This is a genomic window from Pseudovibrio sp. W64 (assembly GCF_001623145.1).
GTDB lineage: Bacteria > Pseudomonadota > Alphaproteobacteria > Rhizobiales > Stappiaceae > Pseudovibrio.
This window is the reverse complement of the sequence record NZ_LMCI01000038.1, coordinates 918398-937708: the sequence shown is the minus strand read 5'-3', so window position 1 is coordinate 937708 and position 19311 is coordinate 918398. Positions and strand designations below refer to the sequence as shown.

The following is a 19311-nucleotide window of genomic DNA, read 5'->3' as shown; positions in this document are numbered from 1 at the left end:
AATGGAAGCCTTGAAAGAGAAACTGGCGAACCCGGTTGAGCTGCTGAGCTCTGCTTTGCTTTCCGGTGATGTGGAAGTGGTGGACCTGACGCATACGCTTGATCCGGATTTTCCCGTGATCGTTCTGCCGCCCGAGTTTGGGCAGTGCGCGCGCTTTCGCATGGAAGAGATCTCCGCCTATGATCATCGCGGTCCGGCGTGGAAGTGGAACACCTTCACCTGTTCTGAACACACAGGCACGCACTTTGATGCGCCGATCCATTGGATTTCCGGCAGGGATTTACCCAACAACACGGTGGACTCCATTCCCCCTGAACACTTTGTCGGGCCAGTGGTGGTGATTGATTGTTCTGAAGGGTCTGCACAGGATGATGACTTTGAGCTGACGCCGGAGATTATTGCTACGTGGGAAGCCGAACACGGGTGCATTCCGGCGGACAGCTGGGTGTTTATGCGCACAGACTGGAGCAAGCGCCGTGGTGCGGCTTATCTGAATATGCGCGATGACGGGCCACATTCACCCGGACCAACACCGGACGCAATTCGGTTTTTGATTGAGGAGCGCGGTATTCGCGGGTTTGGGACTGAGACTGTAGGAACGGATGCGGGTCAAGGTGTGCATTATACGCCGCCTTATCCGGCGCATTTTTATCTGCACGGAGCTGGCAAGTATGGCCTGCAATGCATGTGTAATCTGGACCAGTTGCCTGCCACGGGTGCCATGATCTTATGTGCCCCGTTGAAGATCAAAAACGGGACAGGTAGTCCGCTGCGCGTTCTGGCGCTGGTGCCGAAGGGAGGCCGTTGATGTCAGAGGAGTTCACAGCGGTCATCACAGGCGGCAACAAGGGCATTGGGGCTGCTTTGGCTCATGAAATGCTGGAGGCTGGTTATACGGTCATCTGCCTATCTCGCCGCGAGCCTGAGTTTGAGCACCCGAAGCTGCATTTTCATCAAACTGACTTGCTGGATCAGGCGCAAGTGAGCGCTGCGGCTGAGGCGATTGCAGATGAACATAAAGTCACGCATCTCATTCACAATGCGGGGCTCATCTTCCCGAACCTGATTGAGGATGCCGAGGCTGAGGATATTGCCGGACTTGCCCAGCTTCATCTGGGATCAGCGTTGACACTGCTCAAAGCCTTTTTGCCGAGTATGAAGGCGAAGCAGTTCGGACGGGTGTTGTTTAACGGTTCTCGTGCTGCTTTGGGAGCAAAGACACGGACGGCCTATAGCGCTTCAAAGGCTGGTATGATTGGCATGGCGCGGACGTGGGCGCTGGAGTTGGCGCAACATCAGATTACGGTGAATGTGGTGGCGCCGGGTCCGGTGAAGACAGACAACTTCTGGGGCATCATTCCTAAGGGCAGTGAACAGGAGCAAAAGCTGGCGGATGGCATTCCTGTTGGCCGCATCGGCACGGTGGAGGACATCACCAATGCCTTTATGTTCTTTGCTGATCCCAAGTCCAGCTTCATCACAGGGCAGACACTGTTTGTCTGTGGCGGGATGAGTGTGGGGACTGCCCTGCTGTAGTTTCATGCAGTTAAAGTTCTGAATCAGATTCAGCTCAAGACTGCACATGTCTGATGCCGCTGAGTCAGTGTTCTTCTACCGGCATTTTCCGACCCCACCCGAGTAAGTGGGCGCCTGCTCCATCACTGCCGAGTTTGTCTTCAGGATTAAGGAGATGGCAGTTGGTCAGGGAGAGGCAACCGCAGCCGATGCACTCATCAAGGCCTGCTCTCAGGTCCTGAAGCTCTGCAATGCGGTTGTCGAGATCCTGCTGCCACCACGTGGAAAGTTTGGCCCAATCCGCTGCCGAGATCTTCTTCTCGTTGGGCAGTTGATCCATGGCCGCTTTGATTTCCTTAAGAGACACGCCCAGCTTTTGCGCGGCCTTGATCACAGCGATCTTACGCAGGACAGCTGCGGAGTATCTTCTATGGTTTGCGTTGTTGCGCCAGGAGCTGATGAGCCCCTTTTCCTCATAGAAGTGAACAGCAGAGACTGCAATGCCACTGCGCTCTGCGACCTGCCCGACGGTTAATCCTTGCAAGGAGACCATTGTCATTCCTCTATTTTTCGCCTTGACCTCAACAATACTTGAGGAATTAGAAGAGATCATGACAGTAATCAAGACCCAATAAGGAATGGCAGATGAACACTATTTACGCGGACCTGTGGCAAGTCCCGCTCGAAAAGCGGTTCGGAACGCTCCTCTCGCATGCATATTTTTTAAAAACGCCATCCAGAAACATCCTTGTCTCAGCCTTTGAGAATTTGGATGAGGCGGCGCAGTTGCGCGAGTTAGGTGGGGTCAATGAGCATTATCTCACGCACAATCACGAGATCAGTGAGGGTTTAAGCGAGCTGAAGTTCGTTCTTGGTGCAACGCTGATCGGACATGAAAACATTCAGAAGTTCTTTAGTGGTGATGTCCAGCCAGATTTGCTTTTAAGGGGTTCAGGGCCATTTGTGGGCTCTGACGGATTTCAGGCGATTTACACTCCGGGGCATACGGACAACAACCTTTGCTTCTATTACCCCTCACCCACTGGCAAGAATTATCTGTTTACCGGTGACACGATCTATCTGGACAATGGTCGTTTCAAAACACTGATCATGTCCAGTGATGGCGGCAACAAGCAAGAGCTCGTCACCTCACTGAAAAACCTGCGGGACCTGCCGGTAGATGTGATCTTTTGCAGTGTCGCCATGGGGAACTATGAGATTGTTGAGGTCACCCAGCCTGAATGGCACGCTCTGATGGATGAGAAGATTGCAGAGCTGGAACGCTGATGCAAAAAGCCGGAGTGTTTCCACCCCGGCTTTCAGAATTCTGCATTCCTGAGACTTACGCGATGCGCATTTCTGAGGAAGGATCAAACGGGATGGCTTTGTCCATATTGATCGCGAATGGCACTTCCTGCCCGGCAACGACCTGCGCATCCGCACGCATGCGTGCATTGCAGTCTTTGCCGCCGAGAGATGACATTACGTAGGTATCAGAACCAGCTGGCTCCGTTACGATGACGCGGTTTGTGATCTGCTCGATGTGGTTTGCCTTGCGGTCAGCCCCTTCAGGGTCGGTAATCGCTTCTGGACGGATGCCCAGCACGATTTCCTTCTGATCAAAGCCTTTCAAAGCTTCGGTCGGATTGGAGAACTTGAGGTTCACCTGATCACTGAGGCCCGTTGGAAGCTGGGCGAAGATGCCATCACCGTTGGCAACAACCTTAGCTGGAACAAGGTTCATGCTTGGAGAGCCCATGAAGCTGGCGACAAACAGGTTTGCCGGGTTGTCATAGATCTCTTTTGGCGTGCCCAACTGCTGCACGTACCCGCCGTTCATGACAGCAATGCGCGTGGACAGCGTCATTGCCTCAATCTGATCGTGGGTCACGTAAACAATGGTTGTTCCAAGCTTCTGGTGCAGCTTCTTGATCTCCGTGCGCATATCAACGCGCAGTTTCGCATCAAGGTTGGAGAGTGGCTCATCAAACAGGAACACATCCGGATCACGCACCAATGCACGGCCCATGGCCACACGCTGGCGCTGACCGCCGGAGAGCTGGCCCGGCTTGCGATCCAACAGCGGTTTGATCTGCAGCATCTCGGCAACGTCGCTCATTGCCTTTTCACGCGCTGGCTTGGCAACGCCATGCATTTCCAGACCGAACGTGATGTTCTGACCGACCGTCATGTTCGGGTACAGAGCATAGGACTGGAACACCATTGCGATGTTGCGCTTGGACGGGTGTACCCCGTTCATGGTCTGCCCTTTGATGGCGATGGTGCCGGAGGTGATATCCTCCAGACCGGCAATCATGTTGAGCAGAGTGGATTTTCCGCAACCGGACGGCCCGACGAGCACGAGGAATTCCCCTTCCTGCACGTCGATATCGATGTTGTGAAGCACCTTGGTTGAGCCGTAAGACTTGGTCGCATTGTTGATTTTCAGAAAGCTCATAGGTCTTATCCCTTCACCGATCCGGCCATCAGGCCTCTTACGAAGTAGCGGCCAGCCACGATGTACACGAGCAGTGTCGGCAATGCGGCGAGGATCGCTCCGGCAAAATGAACGTTATATTCTTTGACGCCCGTTGACGAACTGACGAGGTTGTTCAGCGCAACCGTCATTGGCTGGCTATCCAGATCAGCAAACGAGGCACCGAACAGGAAGTCGTTCCAGATGTTGGTGAACTGCCAGATGACAGAAACAACAATGATTGGACCGGAACTTGGCAGCATAATGCGCCAGAAGATGCGGAAGAACCCTGCCCCATCAATCTGAGCTGCACGGATCAGCTCTGTCGGGAACACCTGATAATAGTTCCTGAAGTACAGCGTGGTGAAGCCGAGGCCGTAAACCACATGTACCAGCACCAGACCCGGCGTTGACCCTGCAATGCCGAGGAAGCCAAGCACACGCGCCATTGGGATCAAAACGATCTGGAATGGAATGAAGCAGGCAAACAGCATCAGACCGAACAGGATGGTATCGCCCTTGAAGCGCCATTTGGTCAGCACGTAGCCGTTCAAAGCCCCCAATACGGTTGAAATCGTAACTGCCGGAAACACCATTTTGAGGGAGTTCCAGAAGTACGGCTTCAGACCTGTAGGTTCTACGCCGATCTGTGCGCTGTTCCAGGCTTTAAACCAGGGTTCCAGCGTGAAGACCTGCGGCAGTGACATCATATTTCCGCCAGTGATCTCTGAAAGAGGCTTAACGGAGTTGAGTACCATAATGCCAAACGGCAGCAGGTAGAATGTCGCGAACAGGATCAGCATCAGGTAAATGAATGCACGGGTGATGCGACCTGTGCTGATGGCATTATCTGTCGAGGCTACGGACATTATTTCTTCTCCCGCAGTTCGGCATAAAGGTAAGGAACCATAATCGCAGCGATGGTCATGAGCATGATAACAGCGGAGCTGGCGCCAATGCCCATCTGGTTGCGGGTAAAGGTGTAGGAATACATGAAGGTTGCCGGTACTTCCGTCGCTCTGCCCGGTCCACCGCCCGTCAATGCCACGACAAGGTCGTAGGACTTAATGGCAAGGTGAGACAGGATCACGAAAGCAGACAGGAAGGCTGGACGCAGTTGCGGGATAATGATCCGGCGATACATGTTCCAGTTGGATGCCCCGTCAATTTGTGCGGCCTTCAGGATTTCGTTGTCGATGCCACGCAGTCCGGCCAGGAACATGGCCATAACGAAGCCACTTGTTTGCCAGACAGCTGCAATCACAACCGTATAGATGGCGAAGTTACGGTCCTTGATCCAGTTAAATTCGAAGCTCTCCCAGCCCCACAAGTGCATTGTGTGCTCAAGGCCGATGCCCGGATCGAGAAACCACTTCCATGCTGTTCCCGTTACGATGAAGCTGAGTGCCATCGGATACAGGAAGATTGGACGCAAGAAGCCTTCTCCGCGGATCTTCTGGTCCAGAAAAATCGCAAGGCCCAAGCCGATGGCTGTACAGATTGCGATATACAAACCTGCAAAAATGCCAAGGTTTTTGATGGCAATGGACCAATGCCGTAGCCGGAACAGCTTTTCATAGTTCTCCAGTCCGACCCAGTCATAAACTGGCAGAATACGGCTTCCTGTGAAGGAAAGGTATACGGAGAAAATGATAAATCCATAGACAAAGACCAAGATCAAAGCCAACGAGGGTGATAACACCAGTTTGGGAATGAGATTTTGGAGTCTTGTCCGCAGGTCCGGTTTTACTGCCGTTGGCGTCGCATAGTCAGCGGCCATGGCAACGGATGAGTTGGTCTGATCGACCATGATCCCTGCCCCCAGATTCTATGTTGTTTTGGGAAAAATGGGGCCAACACATCGTCGGCCCCACTTAAAATTACTTAGCGATGGAGACAGCGTCTACCAGCTCATCAACAGCGGTAGCGGAATCGAACTCACCGTTAAAGTGTGCTGTTACAACGTCATAAATGGCGTTTTTAACTGATGCTGGTGCAGAGTGACCGTGTGCCATGGAACCGTAAAGGTTGCCGCTTGCAGCAGCTGCAGCCAGATCTTTCATGCCCTGTTTTGCACATGCATCAAACGCTTCGTCGGAAACGTCTGTGCGTGCAGGAACGGAGCCCTTCACCACGTTGAATGCAGACTGGAAGGCAGGAGACAGGATTGCGCTTGCAAGAGCTGCCTGCTCTTTAGACACTTCACCGCCCTGATCGAACATAGCGAACTGGTCAGCGTTGAAGGTTACCTTGTCCTGAGTGCCAGGGAAGCGGAAGCAGAGGAAGTCTTCGCCTGGCTTTTTGCCAGCACCGAGGAACTCACCTTTTGCCCAGTCACCCATCATCTGGAAGCCAGCTTCACCGTTGATGACCATTGCAGTTGCAAGGTTCCAGTCACGACCAGAGAAGTTGTCGTCTACGTTTGCACGCAGAACAGACATGCGATCAAACGCTTCCTTCATGGTGTCGGAACCAAGAGCAGCTTCGTCCAGATCAATGAAGGCAGCTTTGTAGAAGTCTGCACCACCGGTGGCCATGACGATTGCATCAAACAGAGTTGCATCCTGCCAAGCCTGACCGCCGTGTGCGAGCGGCGTTACGCCAGCTGCTTTCAGCTTCTCAAGCGCTGCGGTGAACTCTTCCCAAGTGGTTGGAGTTGCAATGCCGTTTGCATCCAGCACTGCTTTGTTTGCCCATACCCAGTTGGTGGAGTGTACGTTTACCGGCGCAGCAATCCACTTGCCATCGTACTTTGCAAAGCGCTGAAGTGCTGCAGGTACAACTTCGTCCCAGCCTTCTTTGGCTGCAACAGCGTTAAGGTCTGCCAGAGCGCCTTCTTTTGCCCAGTCCTGAATGTCGAAACCAAGCATCTGAACTGCGGTTGGCGCGTTACCAGCGGTTACGCGTGCACGCAAAACAGTCATTGCGCTTTCGCCGCCGCCGCCAGCTACAGGCATATCCGCCCAGCCAATGCCCTGAGTTTCCAGATCCTGCTTAAGAACGTTAAGCGCAGCTGCCTCGCCACCTGCTGTCCACCAATGCAGGACTTCCACGTCTGCTGCCAAAGATGGAGCAGCTGTTGCTGCCAACAGAGCCAGAGCCGATGTGGTTTTTACTAGTAGTTTGTGCATGTGTTGCCTCCCGATCACAACTTAAAATTTCTACACAAAAATACGACTAACATAGTACTTATAACGTTACAAATATCGGATCTGTCAATGCAAAAAGTGAACCCATTGACTTGAATGATCTTTTTTGTATCAAATGATACTCACCTATTTTGTTGTATCGTTATAACGAAGATCTAACTGATTTACGGGAGGTAACTGGCTTCACATGTCGACACAAAAACCGCCGAATTCCTCCACTCATACCACCTCGAAACCTACGCAGAAGACAATTGCGGAGATCACCGGCCTTGCGGTGACAACTGTCTCGCGGGCACTTCAGGGTGATGAAAAGATTGCACAGGCAACCCGGCTGCGCGTAAGTAAAGTTGCTGAAGAAATCGGCTATGTTCCGGACCGCGCGGCACAAAGATTACGCACCGGAAAGACTAAAGTAATCTCACTGATTCTTGACCCCCATAACGAGATTCTGGGGTTTGGGAACTCGCTGATCACAGGTGTGGCTCATGCATTGGCTGGTACGGACTACCATCTTAATGTGACACCACAGTTCCTTGGCGGTGATCCGATTGAGCCTGTTGAATACATTGTTCGCAACAAGCTGGCTGACGGAATCATCTTTTCGCGGACGAGGCCTTTTGATGAGCGGGTGCGTTTTTTGAGGGAGCGCAGCTTTCCGTTCACCACACATGGACGCACTGAATTCGGCTATCAACACTCATATGTGGATTATGACAACGAGAAGTTCGCTTACGAATCTGTCTTGCGATTGATGCAAAAAGGGCGGCGTAGGATTTGCGTTATTCTACCGCCCAACCATTTTACGTTCCATCAGCATCTGAATTACGGGTATATGCGGGCTATTCGGCAAGAAGGTTTGCAGTGCTACATTCCTGAGGGCATCAACCTTGATTCAGATATGCCTGAGATTTTTGAATGGGCACAGACGATTGCCGGGACAAGTGATGCACCGGATGGATTTATCTGCCCAGGTGAGACTTCTTTCCTTGCGATTGCGAACGGGTACCGGCAGGCAGGTAAAGAGCGCGGGCGTGATTTTGATGCGGTTGTGAAATCAAGTTCACAAACGCTGCATCAGATTGATTCACAGATCGACAATATCAGCGAGGATATTCGGCAGGCCGGTGCTTTGCTGGGAGCAAATCTGCTGAAGACGATGTTGCACCCGGACGGTCCGTTTGAACAGACCATCCAGGACCCGGACATCACATTCCCAGCTCTCAAATCCTATCAGGACTGAGTTCTCAGGACGCGACTTTCGGTGCTTCCTCTTCGATCCAGAGGTCATCGCCTTCCGGATAGGTAAAACCTGTTTCTGCGGCCAGCTGCTTCAGGAAGCCGATCATGTAGTCGGTGCGTTCGCGTGCGACTTCACGGCCTTCCTTGGTCTGCATGGTTTTGTGCAGTTTAAGCAGTTTGAGTGCGAAATGATCGACGCCGAATGTCTTGTCGTCGAGGTCGCGGTCGCTGGCGAACAGGTCGCCGCCATGGAACAGGTTGGAGTTCATGGTTTTGGCGATATAGAAGGTGCGGGCAATACCGATTGCCCCGAGGGATTCCAGGCGATCCGCGTCCTGAAGGATTTTAGCCTCAATGGTTTGCGGCTCGATTTCAGCAGAAAAGCTATGCGCTTCAATGGCGTGTTTGATTTTCTCGATGTTCTCGGCACAAACACCCAACTCGATCAGGATTGGCTCAGCTGCGTCTGCTGACAGCTTGGAAGCCTTTGCGCGATCCGGTGAGTTCTTGGGAACATTGACCAGATCATGCAGGTAGGCAGCTGCGATCAGCACCTCTTCATCGCCCTCACCGCGACGCTGAGCGATGTCCAGCGCTGCCAGTTTTACGCGGCGTGCATGGTACAGATCATGGCTGGCATCATCACTCTGATCGTGCGCTTTCAGCGCCGCTTCCAAATTCTTTTCGAACTCAATCATCGGAACTCACAGTTATCAAATGAGCCCGAAACCTACGTCAGGTCAGTGTGCATTTCGAGGCAAAACTGGTCTGAACCCCCGATAAAATTCCGCGGGCTCAGGCTGAGGTTATCGATCGCCGCTTACATGATATAACCAAGCATCACGACAACACTATTTTATCATACTAGCGGTCTTTGGCGTTTGCAGCGTAGTTCATGACATTGAAGATGTAATTCTGCTCGATTGTGCCATCAAACAAGTGCGCCCATGGACCTCTTGCATAAACCGCAACATCTTCTCCTGAATGGGTTTCTGAGGGCGTTGGAAGCAAGGATTGCTGTTTGAAATCTGGGTCTGTTGCCTCTTCCTGTGACAACACTGAACGCGTGCCGAACCAGTTGTTTTCTTCTGTGAGAATTGAGCCGGGACCATTGAGATAGCTGGCGACAGAGTATGGTTTTCCGTCCAGCATCAGGTGCATTTCATTGGTGTGTTTGACGCCGTTGTTGTCGATGCCCATGCACAGCCCGTTGATCGGCGTACCGCGTCCGCAATAGCCGTTGAACGACAAGGTGTGGGCATGGTCCGCAGTGACGATGATCAGAGTGTCCTGATCGCTGGTCATTTCTTTGGCCATGGCGACAGCGTCCGCAAATGCGACACCGTCTGTGAGGGCACGATAGAGATTTCCGGCATGATTGGCGTGATCGACACGACCACCTTCTACCGTGAGATAGAAGCCGTTTTCATTATCCTGCAACGCTTCGATGGTCCATTTCACCATTTCAGCCAGGGAGGGCTGATCTTTCCGGTCATACTCATACTGCATATGATTTGCTGCGAAGACGCCAAGGACAGGTTTATCTCCAGACGGATCGAGATCATTGAAGGAGGCCTCATTCCAGGCATAAGAGACGCCAAACGCCTTGGCTTCCTCAATCAGGTTGCGTCTATCCTTGCGATTTCCAGCAGTGCCCTCGATGGTCTTTCTGGTTTCAGGCAGCATATGGCGCTGTCCTCCTCCGAAAGCGATATCAATGGTGCCGTTCTTGATCTGCTCAAGCAGCTGCGCAGCAATATCCGGCACATCGCATCCCTCCGACACGTCAGAATCGTCTTCAAACCTGCGGCTGGCGACGTGGGCATAGGCTGAGGCTGGTGTTGCGTCCGTGAGGCTTGCTGTTGAGATGATGCCGACCGCCTTGCCTTCTGCAGCCATCACTTCTGCAATGCTTGCGACACTGGCGCTTTCGACAGCCGAGCAGTCACCAACATTCAGTGTTTCATCAACCCCGAGGACACCGGCTTTGGTCTTCACGCCTGAATGGAATGCTGTTCCGGTTCCCGCAGAATCTGGCGTTTGGGCGTTCACGTTGTAGGTTTTGACCAGTGCGCTGTGCGGAAAGGCCTCTTGTGGCAGAACATTTTCTTCGCCCAGCAATCCATTTTGCTGCCCCTGAAAGACCCGCGTTGCATAGTTTGTTGAGATGCCGTTGCCATCCGCGATCATCAAAATGATGTTTTTGGCCGGTTTGGTGATCGGCTGCTGAGCAAGTTTGCTCTCAATCTCCGTCTCTGCGGCCTCAAACCATCTGTTGTTTTTTTGAGGGAAATCAGTCTCTGCCGAAGCATAGGATGCGGAACAGGCCAGCAGGAGCGCAACAAGTGGCGTTTTCATTTCAAATCCTCAAAAGATGATGTTTCGGGCGCAGTGTGTACTTTACAATTCTTATGGTTAGCTGTGCTGAACAGGAAGAATTCGAGTTAGTTTTCATCTTGATTGCAACGTCTCCGGCTCCTTCTGCGACAATCCGGCGCAATACGTATTTTTATGTAGATCACCAGAGTTGCCTGCTTCACACTTGGACTTTCTGGCTTGAAGACCATGAGGGGCACGCTTTGGGTAAGATTGATGACATGTTGGAAGAGCCGTGCACTGCATGGCACCTTCCCGAACATCCACTGCGCCAGGCCATTCTTGCAGAAGTTCATGCCCGGCCCTTCGTCCCCATGCATGGGGAGTGGCAAATTCTGCAATATGCCTTCATGGTCGAACAAGATAACAAGCAAGCAGAGCAGCAAGCTGTGCTTCGCTTTATCTCAGAGGAAACGAGCACCACTTCAAAAGCCTCAGAGCACTATCTCCATAAGGCGTTTGAAGGCTCTTCTTTACGCTGGGAGCAACACAGCGAGTTTTCTACCTATGCTGTAGAACAGCCTCTTCCCTCAAGCTTTCGCGCACAAGATGTTTCTCTCTTTGCCAAGGGCCAGCTCACCCCTCCGGGGCAACTGATTGCAGCCGTTCAGCTTACGATAAAAGCTGCGGAACATCCCGAGGCTGGAGATCTGTCTGAAGGGTTTGATCTGGCAAGCCTGAGTGTTTCCCAAATCATTGAAGGACGTGCGACGCTGGTTACTGACTTCAAAGCCGGTGATGATGGTATTGTTTCGTTTCTGCTGCTGGATCATGGGCTGTCTCCGTTGGAACTGGGAGCAACCGTGCGGCGTGTTCTGGAACTGGAGACCTACAGAACACTCTCTTTGTTGGGGCTTTATGAAGCGCGGAAGCAGCAGATCGTTGTAAGCCGCATTGAGCAGGAACTCGTGGGCATAACCGCTCAACTGCGCAATTCAGGAGATGCAGAAGCACATTCTCTGGCGCATAACGAGGAGCTGCTGGCAGACCTTTCTTCTCTTGCGGCAGATCTGGAAGCTTCTGCGATGGAAAGCCTTTTCCGGTTTGGAGCAACACGGGCCTATTCCGATATTGTCGGGCGGCGCCTGGACACTCTTGGGGAGAGCAACGTTTCTGGTTACGACATGATCGGGCGTTTTCTCAACCGCCGGCTCGCACCAGCTATGCAGACGTGCCGTGCTATTGAAGAGCGACAAGCCAACCTTTCGCGAAAGCTGACACGAGCTGTCGGCCTGTTGCGCGCCCGGGTGGATGTGGAGCTTGAACGACAAAACCGAGACTTACTGAAGTCGATGGATCAGCGTGCAAAATTTCAACTTCGATTGCAGCAGACGGTGGAAGGGCTTTCGATTGCTGCGATCTCTTACTACGTCATCAGCCTGATCGGATACGCTTTGAAAGGTGCCAAGGCGGTTGGCTCCCCGCTTGATCCGGCTGTTGGTATGGCCGCATCTGTGCCGCTGGTGGTTGGTGTGCTTTGGTACGCCTTGAGAAGGCTGAAAGCTGCACACTAGAGCTTGATGGCGACGGTTATCGCCGCCATCTTGAACATTTACAGATAAGCCGCTGAGACCAGTCGCTGTGTGTATTCTGTCTGCGGCCGATGCAGAACATCGAGCGTATTGCCAGCTTCAACAACGTTTCCATGCTGCATCACCATAACGTTGTGACAGAGTGCTTTCACCACCTTCAAATCATGACTGATGAAGAGATAACTCAGCTTCAGCTTCTCTCGCAGGTCTTTCAGCAGCTCGATAATCTGCGCCTGAATGGACAGGTCCAACGCAGAGGTCGGCTCATCCAGCAGAATGAATTTCGGCTTTAAAACGATGGAGCGTGCGATAGCGATCCTCTGGCGCTGACCACCTGAGAACTCATGGGGAAAGCGGTCCATGGTGCTGCGTGGCATCTGCACAGCATCCAGCGCTTCGGCCACCATGACCTGCCGTTCCTTATGGCTTGCACCGATGCCGTTGACCTTGAGGCCCTCACCCACAATCTCCCCCACAACCATGCGGGGATTAAGCGAGGAAAACGGGTCTTGAAAGACAACCTGCAGATCAGTTCTAAGAGGCTTCAGCTCTTTTCTGGTGAGGTTGTCGATCCTGTTTCCATCAAAGGTGATAGTGCCAGAATCTGATTTTAAGAGCTGAAGGATGGACATGCCCAATGTGGACTTTCCGGAACCAGACTCGCCAACAATGCCAAGCGTTTCGCCTGACCTGATGTTGAGCGAGATATCGTTGACGGCCACCAGCTCTTTGGTTTTCCGCCTGAACAAGCCACCATGTTTTGAGGTGAACGTGACACGGACCTTATCTGCATCCAACAGCTCGTAGAGACCCTCCTCCAGTTTATCTGGCACACCGGATGGCTCACTTTCAATCAAGTGCCGGGTGTATGGATGGGATGGTGTCTCAAAGACCTCTTTGGTGTTTCCGGTTTCAACAATCTTTCCTGCGCGCATCACACAGACACGGTCACTCACCTGACGCACCACATTCAGATCATGTGTGATGAGGATGATCGCCATGCGGTGGCGCTCTTGCAGCTCTCGCATGAGTTTGAGGATTTCAGCTTGGACAGTCACGTCCAGCGCGGTGGTGGGTTCATCTGCAATGAGCAGGTCCGGCTCGTTTGCCAGTGCCATCGCGATCATGACACGCTGGCGCTGACCACCGGAAAGTTGATGCGGATACTGGCTGAATCTGGCCTCAGGGTCTGGGATCTTCACCTCACCCAACAGCCGAAGCGTTTCTTTTTTAGCGTCAGCCTTGGAGATTTTGCGGTGTGAACGGATCATCTCAATGATCTGATCCCCAATCCGGTACACTGGATTGAGGCTTGTCAGAGGTTCCTGAAAGATCATTGAGATGCGATTGCCGCGGATCTTTTGCAGCTCCAACTCACTCATAGCCGTCAGGTCTCGATCCTCGAAACGGATCATCGAGCCTTGAGCCAGTGTCGCATTCTCGGCGAGCATACCCATGATTGCGCGGGCGGTCACAGATTTACCGGAACCGGACTCCCCGACAATAGCCAGTGTCTCGCCTTTTGCCACCGCGTAGCTCACCCCTTTCACCGCTTCCACGGTTCCGGTCACCGTTTTGAAGGTGACGGCCACATCGCGGATGGTGAGCAGGTCTTTGTGTTGGGTTTGGTCGATACTAGGCATTGCTGTAGGGATCCATTGCATCACGAAGGCCATCGCCAGCGGCGTTGAAGGCGAGTACGGAAATGATGATCATACCGACTGGAGCCATCATCCACGGCGCAGCGCTAAACGACTGGAAGTCGAGAATCTGGTTGAGCATGCTGCCCCAGGACACCATCGGCTGCTGAATGCCCACGCCCAAAAACGACAGGAAACTCTCCAGAAGAATGATCTCGGGCAACTGGTAGGTTGCCCAGACAATGATGTGCGAAGATGTGTTGGGAACGATATGTGCGCCAATGATACGGCTACTTGAGGCGCCAACGGCTTCTGCTGCGCGAACATATTCCAGATTGCGCATGGAAAAGACCTTCCCGCGCAGCTCGCGGCACAGATCTGCCCATCTGAGCAAGACGAGGATGCAAGCGAACATGATGAAGATCGTGACCGGCTCCGCACGGCGCGGCAACAAGGCGACCAAAGCCAGATAAAGCGGGAGATCGGGGAAGGCCTTGATGAACTCGACCATTCGCTGGACCACAAGATCATACAGGCCACCGAAGTATCCTGAACTCACTCCAAGAATGATCCCGATCACGCAGGCAGATCCCATCACCATGAGCGCCATGAGCAGTGTGATGCGTGTGCCAAAGATCATGCGTGAGTAGACGTCACGGCCCAGATTGTCAGTGCCGAGGATATGGAACTTGCTGCCATCTGTTGTGCCAAATAGATGTGTTGTGAAGGTGAGACCCAGAAACTTCCAGGGTTCTCTTTCCACGAACAAAGCGACATGCGAGATTTTATCAAAATCAGAAATAAACGTGATCTCAAAGGTTTGCATGTTCATTTCTTCTTTGAAGCCTGTGACATACGGCGTTGTCAGGCTGCCATCAGGCGCGAAGAAATGGAGCGTTTGCGGTGGTGAGTACAGCGCTGCCCGGTTGGCAGTTTGCGGTCCATACGGCGCGATGAAGCCCGCGAAGATCGCTGTCAGGAAGATCAGCATACAGGCGATGAAACCTACCATGCCGTACTTGTTACGGATGAAGCGGCGAACGACGAGGCCCCAATAAGAGATAGAAGGCCGATCTTCTGCCAGTTGCTGTGCGTCTACACTGCCGTGTTCGATTGCGTCGGTGTCGATCTGGGTCATCACGCATTTCCTTCCATAGCAGCTTGACGGACACGCGGATCAATGAGAGCGAGCAGCAGATCTGCAACCAGGTTTCCGACAACCATGATGGTGGCAACAAGCATGAAAATTGCAGCGACCACATACATGTCGCGCTCGGCAACTGAGGAGAGGATCAGCGGGCCAATGGTTGGAACGCCCAGAACGATTGCGATCTCAATCTCACCTTTGACCATATACTCAAAGCGGCTGCCGATGTTCATGATGACAGGGTGCAACGCATTGGGGATGGCATGCACCAAGATGATGCGACTGCGAGATAGGCCTTTGGCGCGAGCTGTTTCGATGTATTGAGATTTCATCACATCCAGCAGGTTGCCGCGCATCATGCGCAAGGTATAAGCCTGCCCGGCCCAGATGGAGATGAGCAAGATTGGCCAGACGTGTTTGAAGAAATCCCAGAGCTTATCGAGTGACCAGTGGTCCTGCAGAAGATACTCAGGTGATTGCAGTGCTCCGATGTAAGGAGAGTGCCAGACGAAGGCGAGATAATACAGAATTATCAGCGAGATAACGAATTTTGGAATAACAATGCCAAGGAAGGCAACAATTGTCGAAATGGTATCGCCGAGCTTGTACTGGTTCATGGCTGCGTAAACACCAAGCGCACCGCCAATGAACTGAGCCAGCACCATGGCAGTGAAGGCCAGAGCGAGTGTGCGCGGCAGACGCAGACCGATTACTTCTGTGACCGGCTTGGAGAAGAAAAACGAGTCTCCGAAGTTGCCAGCGGTGACGATGCCGACAATCCATCGCCAGTATTGCACGACAACGGGCTGATCCAGCCCTAACTGTGTGCGTAAAATTTCCGCCTGAGGTTCCAAAACTGCACGTGACTGTCCGGTTTGGGCGGCAGTTGTCGCCATCCACATGTCAACATAGTCACCTGGAACAGCTTGTATGATCGCGAAGGAAACAATGGAGATCCCGACCAACAAGACCAGTGTTGCAGCTGCACGTTGCGCTAAAAAGCGTAACAAGCCCATTTATCTAGCCCTCCCAGCTATTGAGCATTTATTGCTTATTGCGTTGGAAGGCGGGCCAGAATTGACCCGCCTTTCCTGCCTTAATATTCAGCGATCGTTCCTGGGAGGAGTTCTTTCAACTGCTGATCCTTTGGTGTCCAGAGGCGCTCGCGCACAACACCATCTTCTGCCCATTCAAACATGTTGACGGGTGTGCCCGGATGCGCGTTCCTGATGCGTTTGTTGACGAGAAGCGCAGCAGGAGCCTGAACGGTGCCAATGGTGTAGGCATTCTCAGTCCACAGACGCTGGATGGTTTTGGCTGCATCAGCTGCTTCAACCGCATCCCAGGTGGACAGAATGGTTTGATAGGCATCGACCATCTCGATTTCAAAATCCATCAGGTTTCGCGTACCATCTGAACCAGGAAGATGCCGGTCAGGACAGCTGTTTGCGATTGGCAGATGGAAACAGGTTTCACGAGTTGGAAGCGCCCATTCTTTCCGGCGTATCAACATGTTGAAGTCGCCGTTCTTCGACGCTGTATCAATTGTATCCACGTTGCGGATCAACACACGAATGCCTGCTTCTGCCAGCATCAGAATGATGGCATCTGCTTGTTTTTTCTCAGTGACCTGTCTGCGATCTGTCATCATGTCGATTTCCAGATCAGACCCTGAGCCTGGCATGTTGCGAATGCCGTTGCCATCGGTGTCTTTGAGGCCCAAAGCATCCAGCATGGCGTTGGCTTTTGCCAGATCATACGGGTAGTAGACGGTGCTGTCGTAATCGTAATAGGGAGATCCGCTGGAGAAGCCACCAGAATATGGATACATGAACGGACCACGCGCTACTGACTGGCCGATCGCCTGACGATCAAGCGCATGACTGAGAGCAACGCGGAAGTCTTTTTTCCGGAAGAACTTGCGGAGTTCAGCGTCCACTTCATCCTGAACACCGTTTGTTTCAGAGAAGTTCAGTTCCAGACGCCACGAGAGAACACGTGGGCCAAAGTTGGCTTTAACCGGAGCGTCTGCGGACAGTGTCTGCTTGAGCGCTTCCACGAAGTTGCCTGGGTTTTCCATATTGGAAAAATCAGCAGTCCCGGCGACAGCTTGCGTTGTACGGTCTGACCAAGTGGACAATTTGAAGTGCATCTCGTTCAGGTATGGCAGCTGATTGCCAGCTTCATCTGTTTTCCAATAGAACGGATTACGGCGCAAGATCACCAGTTCATCTGCCTTGTGGCGCACTGGCACCCAGCCTCCGAGAACAACTGGTGGAACTGCGTCCGCAGGCATTGCATTGCGATAGTCTTCGTAACTCGCATCCTTGTTGTATTTGGGATGTTTCGTTTTGAGTGTGTGCGAGGGACCGGGGCAGCCTTGAATATAGGCCAGAGATTTCAGAATTTCCGGGCCTTGTGGTTTGGTGAAAGTGAACTTGAATGTGTAAGCATCAATCACTTCAAGCGTTGTGCCCTCACCAAGGCCACCTTTTGGCAGACGGGATGCAATGTTCTCATCCTGAACGTTGTCGTCCCACCAGAAGCTGATGTCTTCTGTATCAAAGGGATCACCATCGGACCATTTGATACCTTCAACCAGATGCATGGTCAGTTCGGTTTTGTCGTCGCTCCACTCCCAGCTTTTAGCTAGGTTTGGTAGCGGACCGGACTGCTCCTCTGCCTTTACTTGCCAGAGCGGGCCGTTGCGTACCAGACATTCCTGAATGGCCATATTGATGCCGCCCCAGCCCTGATGCTGACCAGCGAGCCAGTTCCAGCCTTCCGGACGACCGCCGATGACATGACGGAATACTCCGCCGTAAACGCCGATCCCCTCAGACATGGCTTTGGTTGACATAACCAGCGGCTCTGCTGGTAGTCGCTCGCCAACAGGTGGCAACTTGCCAGCTTTGACCAGTTCACTCAGGAACGGGGCTTCGCTATAGCCCTCCAGTTTCTGATAGGTCCACAAATCACTGCGAGACAGCAGATCATATTCCAATGTGGACATGGACTGCTCAACCGGCATTTTGTCGGCCAGTGCTGAACTTGCCGCGATTGCACAGGCACTTACACCTGCTGCTAAGCAAAGTTTAGACACAAGGTTTGTTGAAGACATCAATTCCTCCCCCATTTCATTACTCCCAACACCATCATGGCCACCCGCGCCGTCTCTTTTCCTCCGGCTTTCTATTCATAAATTCCGATTTTCTTCGTAGATGCTTTTAAACTGCGTATTTCTCTATACTATACACATGGGAGAATATTGAGAGCCGAACTCTCGTATTAATATCGATTCATTCGGCTTTTCAAATATTGACGCAAGAGGAGGATGTGTAATTGAGTATTAGCGATGACATATATCGCCAATATCTGGATCAGAGTGTCATACCCTCGACAGATAATTTCCTGATTATGCGCCATAAGCCTCACGTATTCTCCAAAAGGCCTTATCATCACCATGCCTCTATTGAAGTGAACTTCCTAATTAACTGTGAAATGGACTATTCCTTCTCAGGAAGTCATGTGACTGTTCACCCCGGTTACATGATTTGCTTCTGGGGCGCCGCGCCGCACGGTGTTGTTGGGGTGCGCGGGGATGGCGATATGGTCAATCTCTACATCTCCTTTGCACAAATATTGCAGTGGGGTTTGCCCACACGCATCACTGATGCACTCATTTCAGGAGATGTGATTTGCAACAAGGCGCCCTGCCCGATTGATGCGGTGCGCTTTGGCCATTGGGCAAGCGAGTTCAAACGAGATGACATCAACTGGCGCAAACTGGTTCTGAGTGAGATCTCGTCGCGGTTTACGCGTCTGGCGCTGGACGGTTGGAACACACTGCATCATGACTATCGTCAGTCCAGCACGGTGGTTGGTCGCGGAAAGTCCATGTTGCATGTGGAAGAGATGTTGCGGTTCATTTCAGAGAACCACACCTCGGACATTTCTGTCTCTGATGTTGCTGAATGTGTTGGCTTATCGCCGAGCCATGCAATGACTTTGTTCAAGCGCATTGTAGGGCTACCGATCAAGGAACATTTGACGCGCGTCCGGCTATCCCATGCACGCATGTTGCTTGCTGAGTCTGAAATGAAGATCTTGTCCATCGCTATGGATGCCGGGTTCAGGTCTCTTTCGAGCTTTTATGAGGCGTTCCAAAACCACTTCAGCACATCTCCAGCTGCGTTTCGCAAACAAGCCAGAAACATTGGCAAGATATAGCGGGCAG

General features: G+C 52.4%; 17 protein-coding genes. 6 read left to right on the top strand and 11 right to left on the bottom strand.

Going from position 1 to position 19311, the window contains the following annotated elements:
• Position 1: 1 nt before the first annotated feature.
• Positions 2-808 (top strand): cyclase family protein, encoded by an 807-nt coding sequence (locus PsW64_RS20860; RefSeq protein WP_063304815.1) that lies wholly within the window; start codon positions 2-4, stop codon positions 806-808.
• Positions 808-1536, top strand: a complete 729-nt coding sequence (locus tag PsW64_RS20855) for an SDR family NAD(P)-dependent oxidoreductase (RefSeq protein ID WP_063304814.1) — start codon at positions 808-810, stop codon at positions 1534-1536. Before PsW64_RS20860 ends, PsW64_RS20855 begins: the two co-directional genes overlap by 1 nt.
• 64 nt (positions 1537-1600) lie before the next feature.
• Here the strand turns inward: PsW64_RS20855 and soxR are convergent, their stop codons facing one another.
• Positions 1601-2068 carry a redox-sensitive transcriptional activator SoxR gene (soxR, locus tag PsW64_RS20850; protein WP_063304813.1) on the bottom strand — a complete coding sequence of 156 codons (468 nt, stop codon included), beginning with the start codon at positions 2066-2068 and terminating at the stop codon, positions 1601-1603.
• A 92-nt stretch (positions 2069-2160) separates the two neighbouring features.
• Here soxR and PsW64_RS20845 point away from each other — a divergent pair, with 92 nt between their 5' ends.
• Positions 2161-2802 (top strand): MBL fold metallo-hydrolase, encoded by a 642-nt coding sequence (locus tag PsW64_RS20845; protein WP_063304812.1) that lies wholly within the window; start codon positions 2161-2163, stop codon positions 2800-2802.
• Positions 2803-2857: 55 nt separating this feature from the next.
• On the opposite strand, the gene PsW64_RS20840 is transcribed toward PsW64_RS20845, so the two are convergent.
• From PsW64_RS20840 to PsW64_RS20825, 4 genes are all read right to left on the bottom strand, one after another.
• Positions 2858-3973, bottom strand: a complete 1116-nt coding sequence (locus PsW64_RS20840; protein ID WP_063304811.1) for an ABC transporter ATP-binding protein — start codon at positions 3971-3973, stop codon at positions 2858-2860.
• A gap of 5 nt (positions 3974-3978) precedes the next feature.
• Positions 3979-4860 (bottom strand): carbohydrate ABC transporter permease, encoded by an 882-nt coding sequence (locus PsW64_RS20835; protein ID WP_057465290.1) that lies wholly within the window; start codon positions 4858-4860, stop codon positions 3979-3981.
• Positions 4860-5771 (bottom strand): carbohydrate ABC transporter permease, encoded by a 912-nt coding sequence (locus tag PsW64_RS20830; RefSeq protein ID WP_063296620.1) that lies wholly within the window; start codon positions 5769-5771, stop codon positions 4860-4862. Before PsW64_RS20830 ends, PsW64_RS20835 begins: the two co-directional genes overlap by 1 nt.
• Before the next feature lie 100 nt (positions 5772-5871).
• Positions 5872-7122: an ABC transporter substrate-binding protein gene (locus PsW64_RS20825; RefSeq protein ID WP_057465291.1), complete on the bottom strand. Its 1251-nt coding sequence runs from the start codon at positions 7120-7122 to the stop codon at positions 5872-5874.
• A 205-nt stretch (positions 7123-7327) separates the two neighbouring features.
• On the opposite strand from PsW64_RS20825, the gene PsW64_RS20820 reads away from it, so the two are divergent.
• Positions 7328-8380 carry a LacI family transcriptional regulator gene (locus tag PsW64_RS20820; RefSeq protein WP_063304810.1) on the top strand — a complete coding sequence of 351 codons (1053 nt, stop codon included), beginning with the start codon at positions 7328-7330 and terminating at the stop codon, positions 8378-8380.
• Positions 8381-8384: 4 nt separating this feature from the next.
• Here the strand turns inward: PsW64_RS20820 and PsW64_RS20815 are convergent, their stop codons facing one another.
• Positions 8385-9077 (bottom strand): HD domain-containing protein, encoded by a 693-nt coding sequence (locus tag PsW64_RS20815; RefSeq protein ID WP_063304809.1) that lies wholly within the window; start codon positions 9075-9077, stop codon positions 8385-8387.
• A gap of 166 nt (positions 9078-9243) precedes the next feature.
• Positions 9244-10737, bottom strand: coding sequence for an alkaline phosphatase (locus tag PsW64_RS20810; RefSeq protein WP_063304808.1), 1494 nt, complete (start codon positions 10735-10737; stop codon positions 9244-9246).
• A 221-nt stretch (positions 10738-10958) separates the two neighbouring features.
• On the opposite strand from PsW64_RS20810, the gene PsW64_RS20805 reads away from it, so the two are divergent.
• Entirely contained in the window at positions 10959-12269 is a 1311-nt protein-coding gene (locus PsW64_RS20805) for a DUF3422 family protein (protein ID WP_063305003.1), read from the top strand.
• Between the two features lie 38 nt (positions 12270-12307).
• On the opposite strand, the gene PsW64_RS20800 is transcribed toward PsW64_RS20805, so the two are convergent.
• The 4 genes from PsW64_RS20800 to PsW64_RS20785 form a co-directional block, all read right to left on the bottom strand.
• On the bottom strand, positions 12308-13930 hold the full coding sequence (locus tag PsW64_RS20800) for an ABC transporter ATP-binding protein (RefSeq protein WP_063305002.1): 1623 nt from the start codon (positions 13928-13930) through the stop codon (positions 12308-12310).
• A complete protein-coding gene (locus PsW64_RS20795) occupies positions 13923-15065 on the bottom strand; it encodes an ABC transporter permease (protein ID WP_063304807.1) in 1143 nt (380 codons plus the stop codon). The genes PsW64_RS20800 and PsW64_RS20795 overlap by 8 nt, the downstream gene beginning before the upstream one ends.
• Positions 15065-16090, bottom strand: a complete 1026-nt coding sequence (locus PsW64_RS20790; protein ID WP_063288505.1) for an ABC transporter permease — start codon at positions 16088-16090, stop codon at positions 15065-15067. Before PsW64_RS20790 ends, PsW64_RS20795 begins: the two co-directional genes overlap by 1 nt.
• A gap of 80 nt (positions 16091-16170) precedes the next feature.
• Complete coding sequence (locus PsW64_RS20785; RefSeq protein WP_082831185.1) at positions 16171-18195, bottom strand: ABC transporter substrate-binding protein; 2025 nt, start codon at positions 18193-18195, stop codon at positions 16171-16173.
• Positions 18196-18416: 221 nt separating this feature from the next.
• Between PsW64_RS20785 and PsW64_RS20780 the strand changes: the two genes are divergently transcribed.
• Positions 18417-19304, top strand: coding sequence for a helix-turn-helix domain-containing protein (locus tag PsW64_RS20780; RefSeq protein ID WP_208980905.1), 888 nt, complete (start codon positions 18417-18419; stop codon positions 19302-19304).
• Positions 19305-19311: the final 7 nt, after the last annotated feature.

Bases quoted from the DNA above. Each gene is read 5' to 3' on its own strand.
- PsW64_RS20860 (WP_063304815.1), top strand. From the start codon at position 2: ATGGAAGCCTTGAAAGAGAAACTGGCGAACCCGGTTGAGCTGCTGAGC.
- PsW64_RS20855 (WP_063304814.1), top strand. From the start codon at position 808: ATGTCAGAGGAGTTCACAGCGGTCATCACAGGCGGCAACAAGGGCATT.
- soxR (WP_063304813.1), bottom strand. From the start codon at position 2,068: ATGGTCTCCTTGCAAGGATTAACCGTCGGGCAGGTCGCAGAGCGCAGT.
- PsW64_RS20845 (WP_063304812.1), top strand. From the start codon at position 2,161: ATGAACACTATTTACGCGGACCTGTGGCAAGTCCCGCTCGAAAAGCGG.
- PsW64_RS20840 (WP_063304811.1), bottom strand. From the start codon at position 3,973: ATGAGCTTTCTGAAAATCAACAATGCGACCAAGTCTTACGGCTCAACC.
- PsW64_RS20835 (WP_057465290.1), bottom strand. From the start codon at position 4,860: ATGTCCGTAGCCTCGACAGATAATGCCATCAGCACAGGTCGCATCACC.
- PsW64_RS20830 (WP_063296620.1), bottom strand. From the start codon at position 5,771: ATGGCCGCTGACTATGCGACGCCAACGGCAGTAAAACCGGACCTGCGG.
- PsW64_RS20825 (WP_057465291.1), bottom strand. From the start codon at position 7,122: ATGCACAAACTACTAGTAAAAACCACATCGGCTCTGGCTCTGTTGGCA.
- PsW64_RS20820 (WP_063304810.1), top strand. From the start codon at position 7,328: ATGTCGACACAAAAACCGCCGAATTCCTCCACTCATACCACCTCGAAA.
- PsW64_RS20815 (WP_063304809.1), bottom strand. From the start codon at position 9,077: ATGATTGAGTTCGAAAAGAATTTGGAAGCGGCGCTGAAAGCGCACGAT.
- PsW64_RS20810 (WP_063304808.1), bottom strand. From the start codon at position 10,737: ATGAAAACGCCACTTGTTGCGCTCCTGCTGGCCTGTTCCGCATCCTAT.
- PsW64_RS20800 (WP_063305002.1), bottom strand. From the start codon at position 13,930: ATGCCTAGTATCGACCAAACCCAACACAAAGACCTGCTCACCATCCGC.
- PsW64_RS20795 (WP_063304807.1), bottom strand. From the start codon at position 15,065: ATGACCCAGATCGACACCGACGCAATCGAACACGGCAGTGTAGACGCA.
- PsW64_RS20790 (WP_063288505.1), bottom strand. From the start codon at position 16,090: ATGGGCTTGTTACGCTTTTTAGCGCAACGTGCAGCTGCAACACTGGTC.
- PsW64_RS20785 (WP_082831185.1), bottom strand. From the start codon at position 18,195: ATGTCTTCAACAAACCTTGTGTCTAAACTTTGCTTAGCAGCAGGTGTA.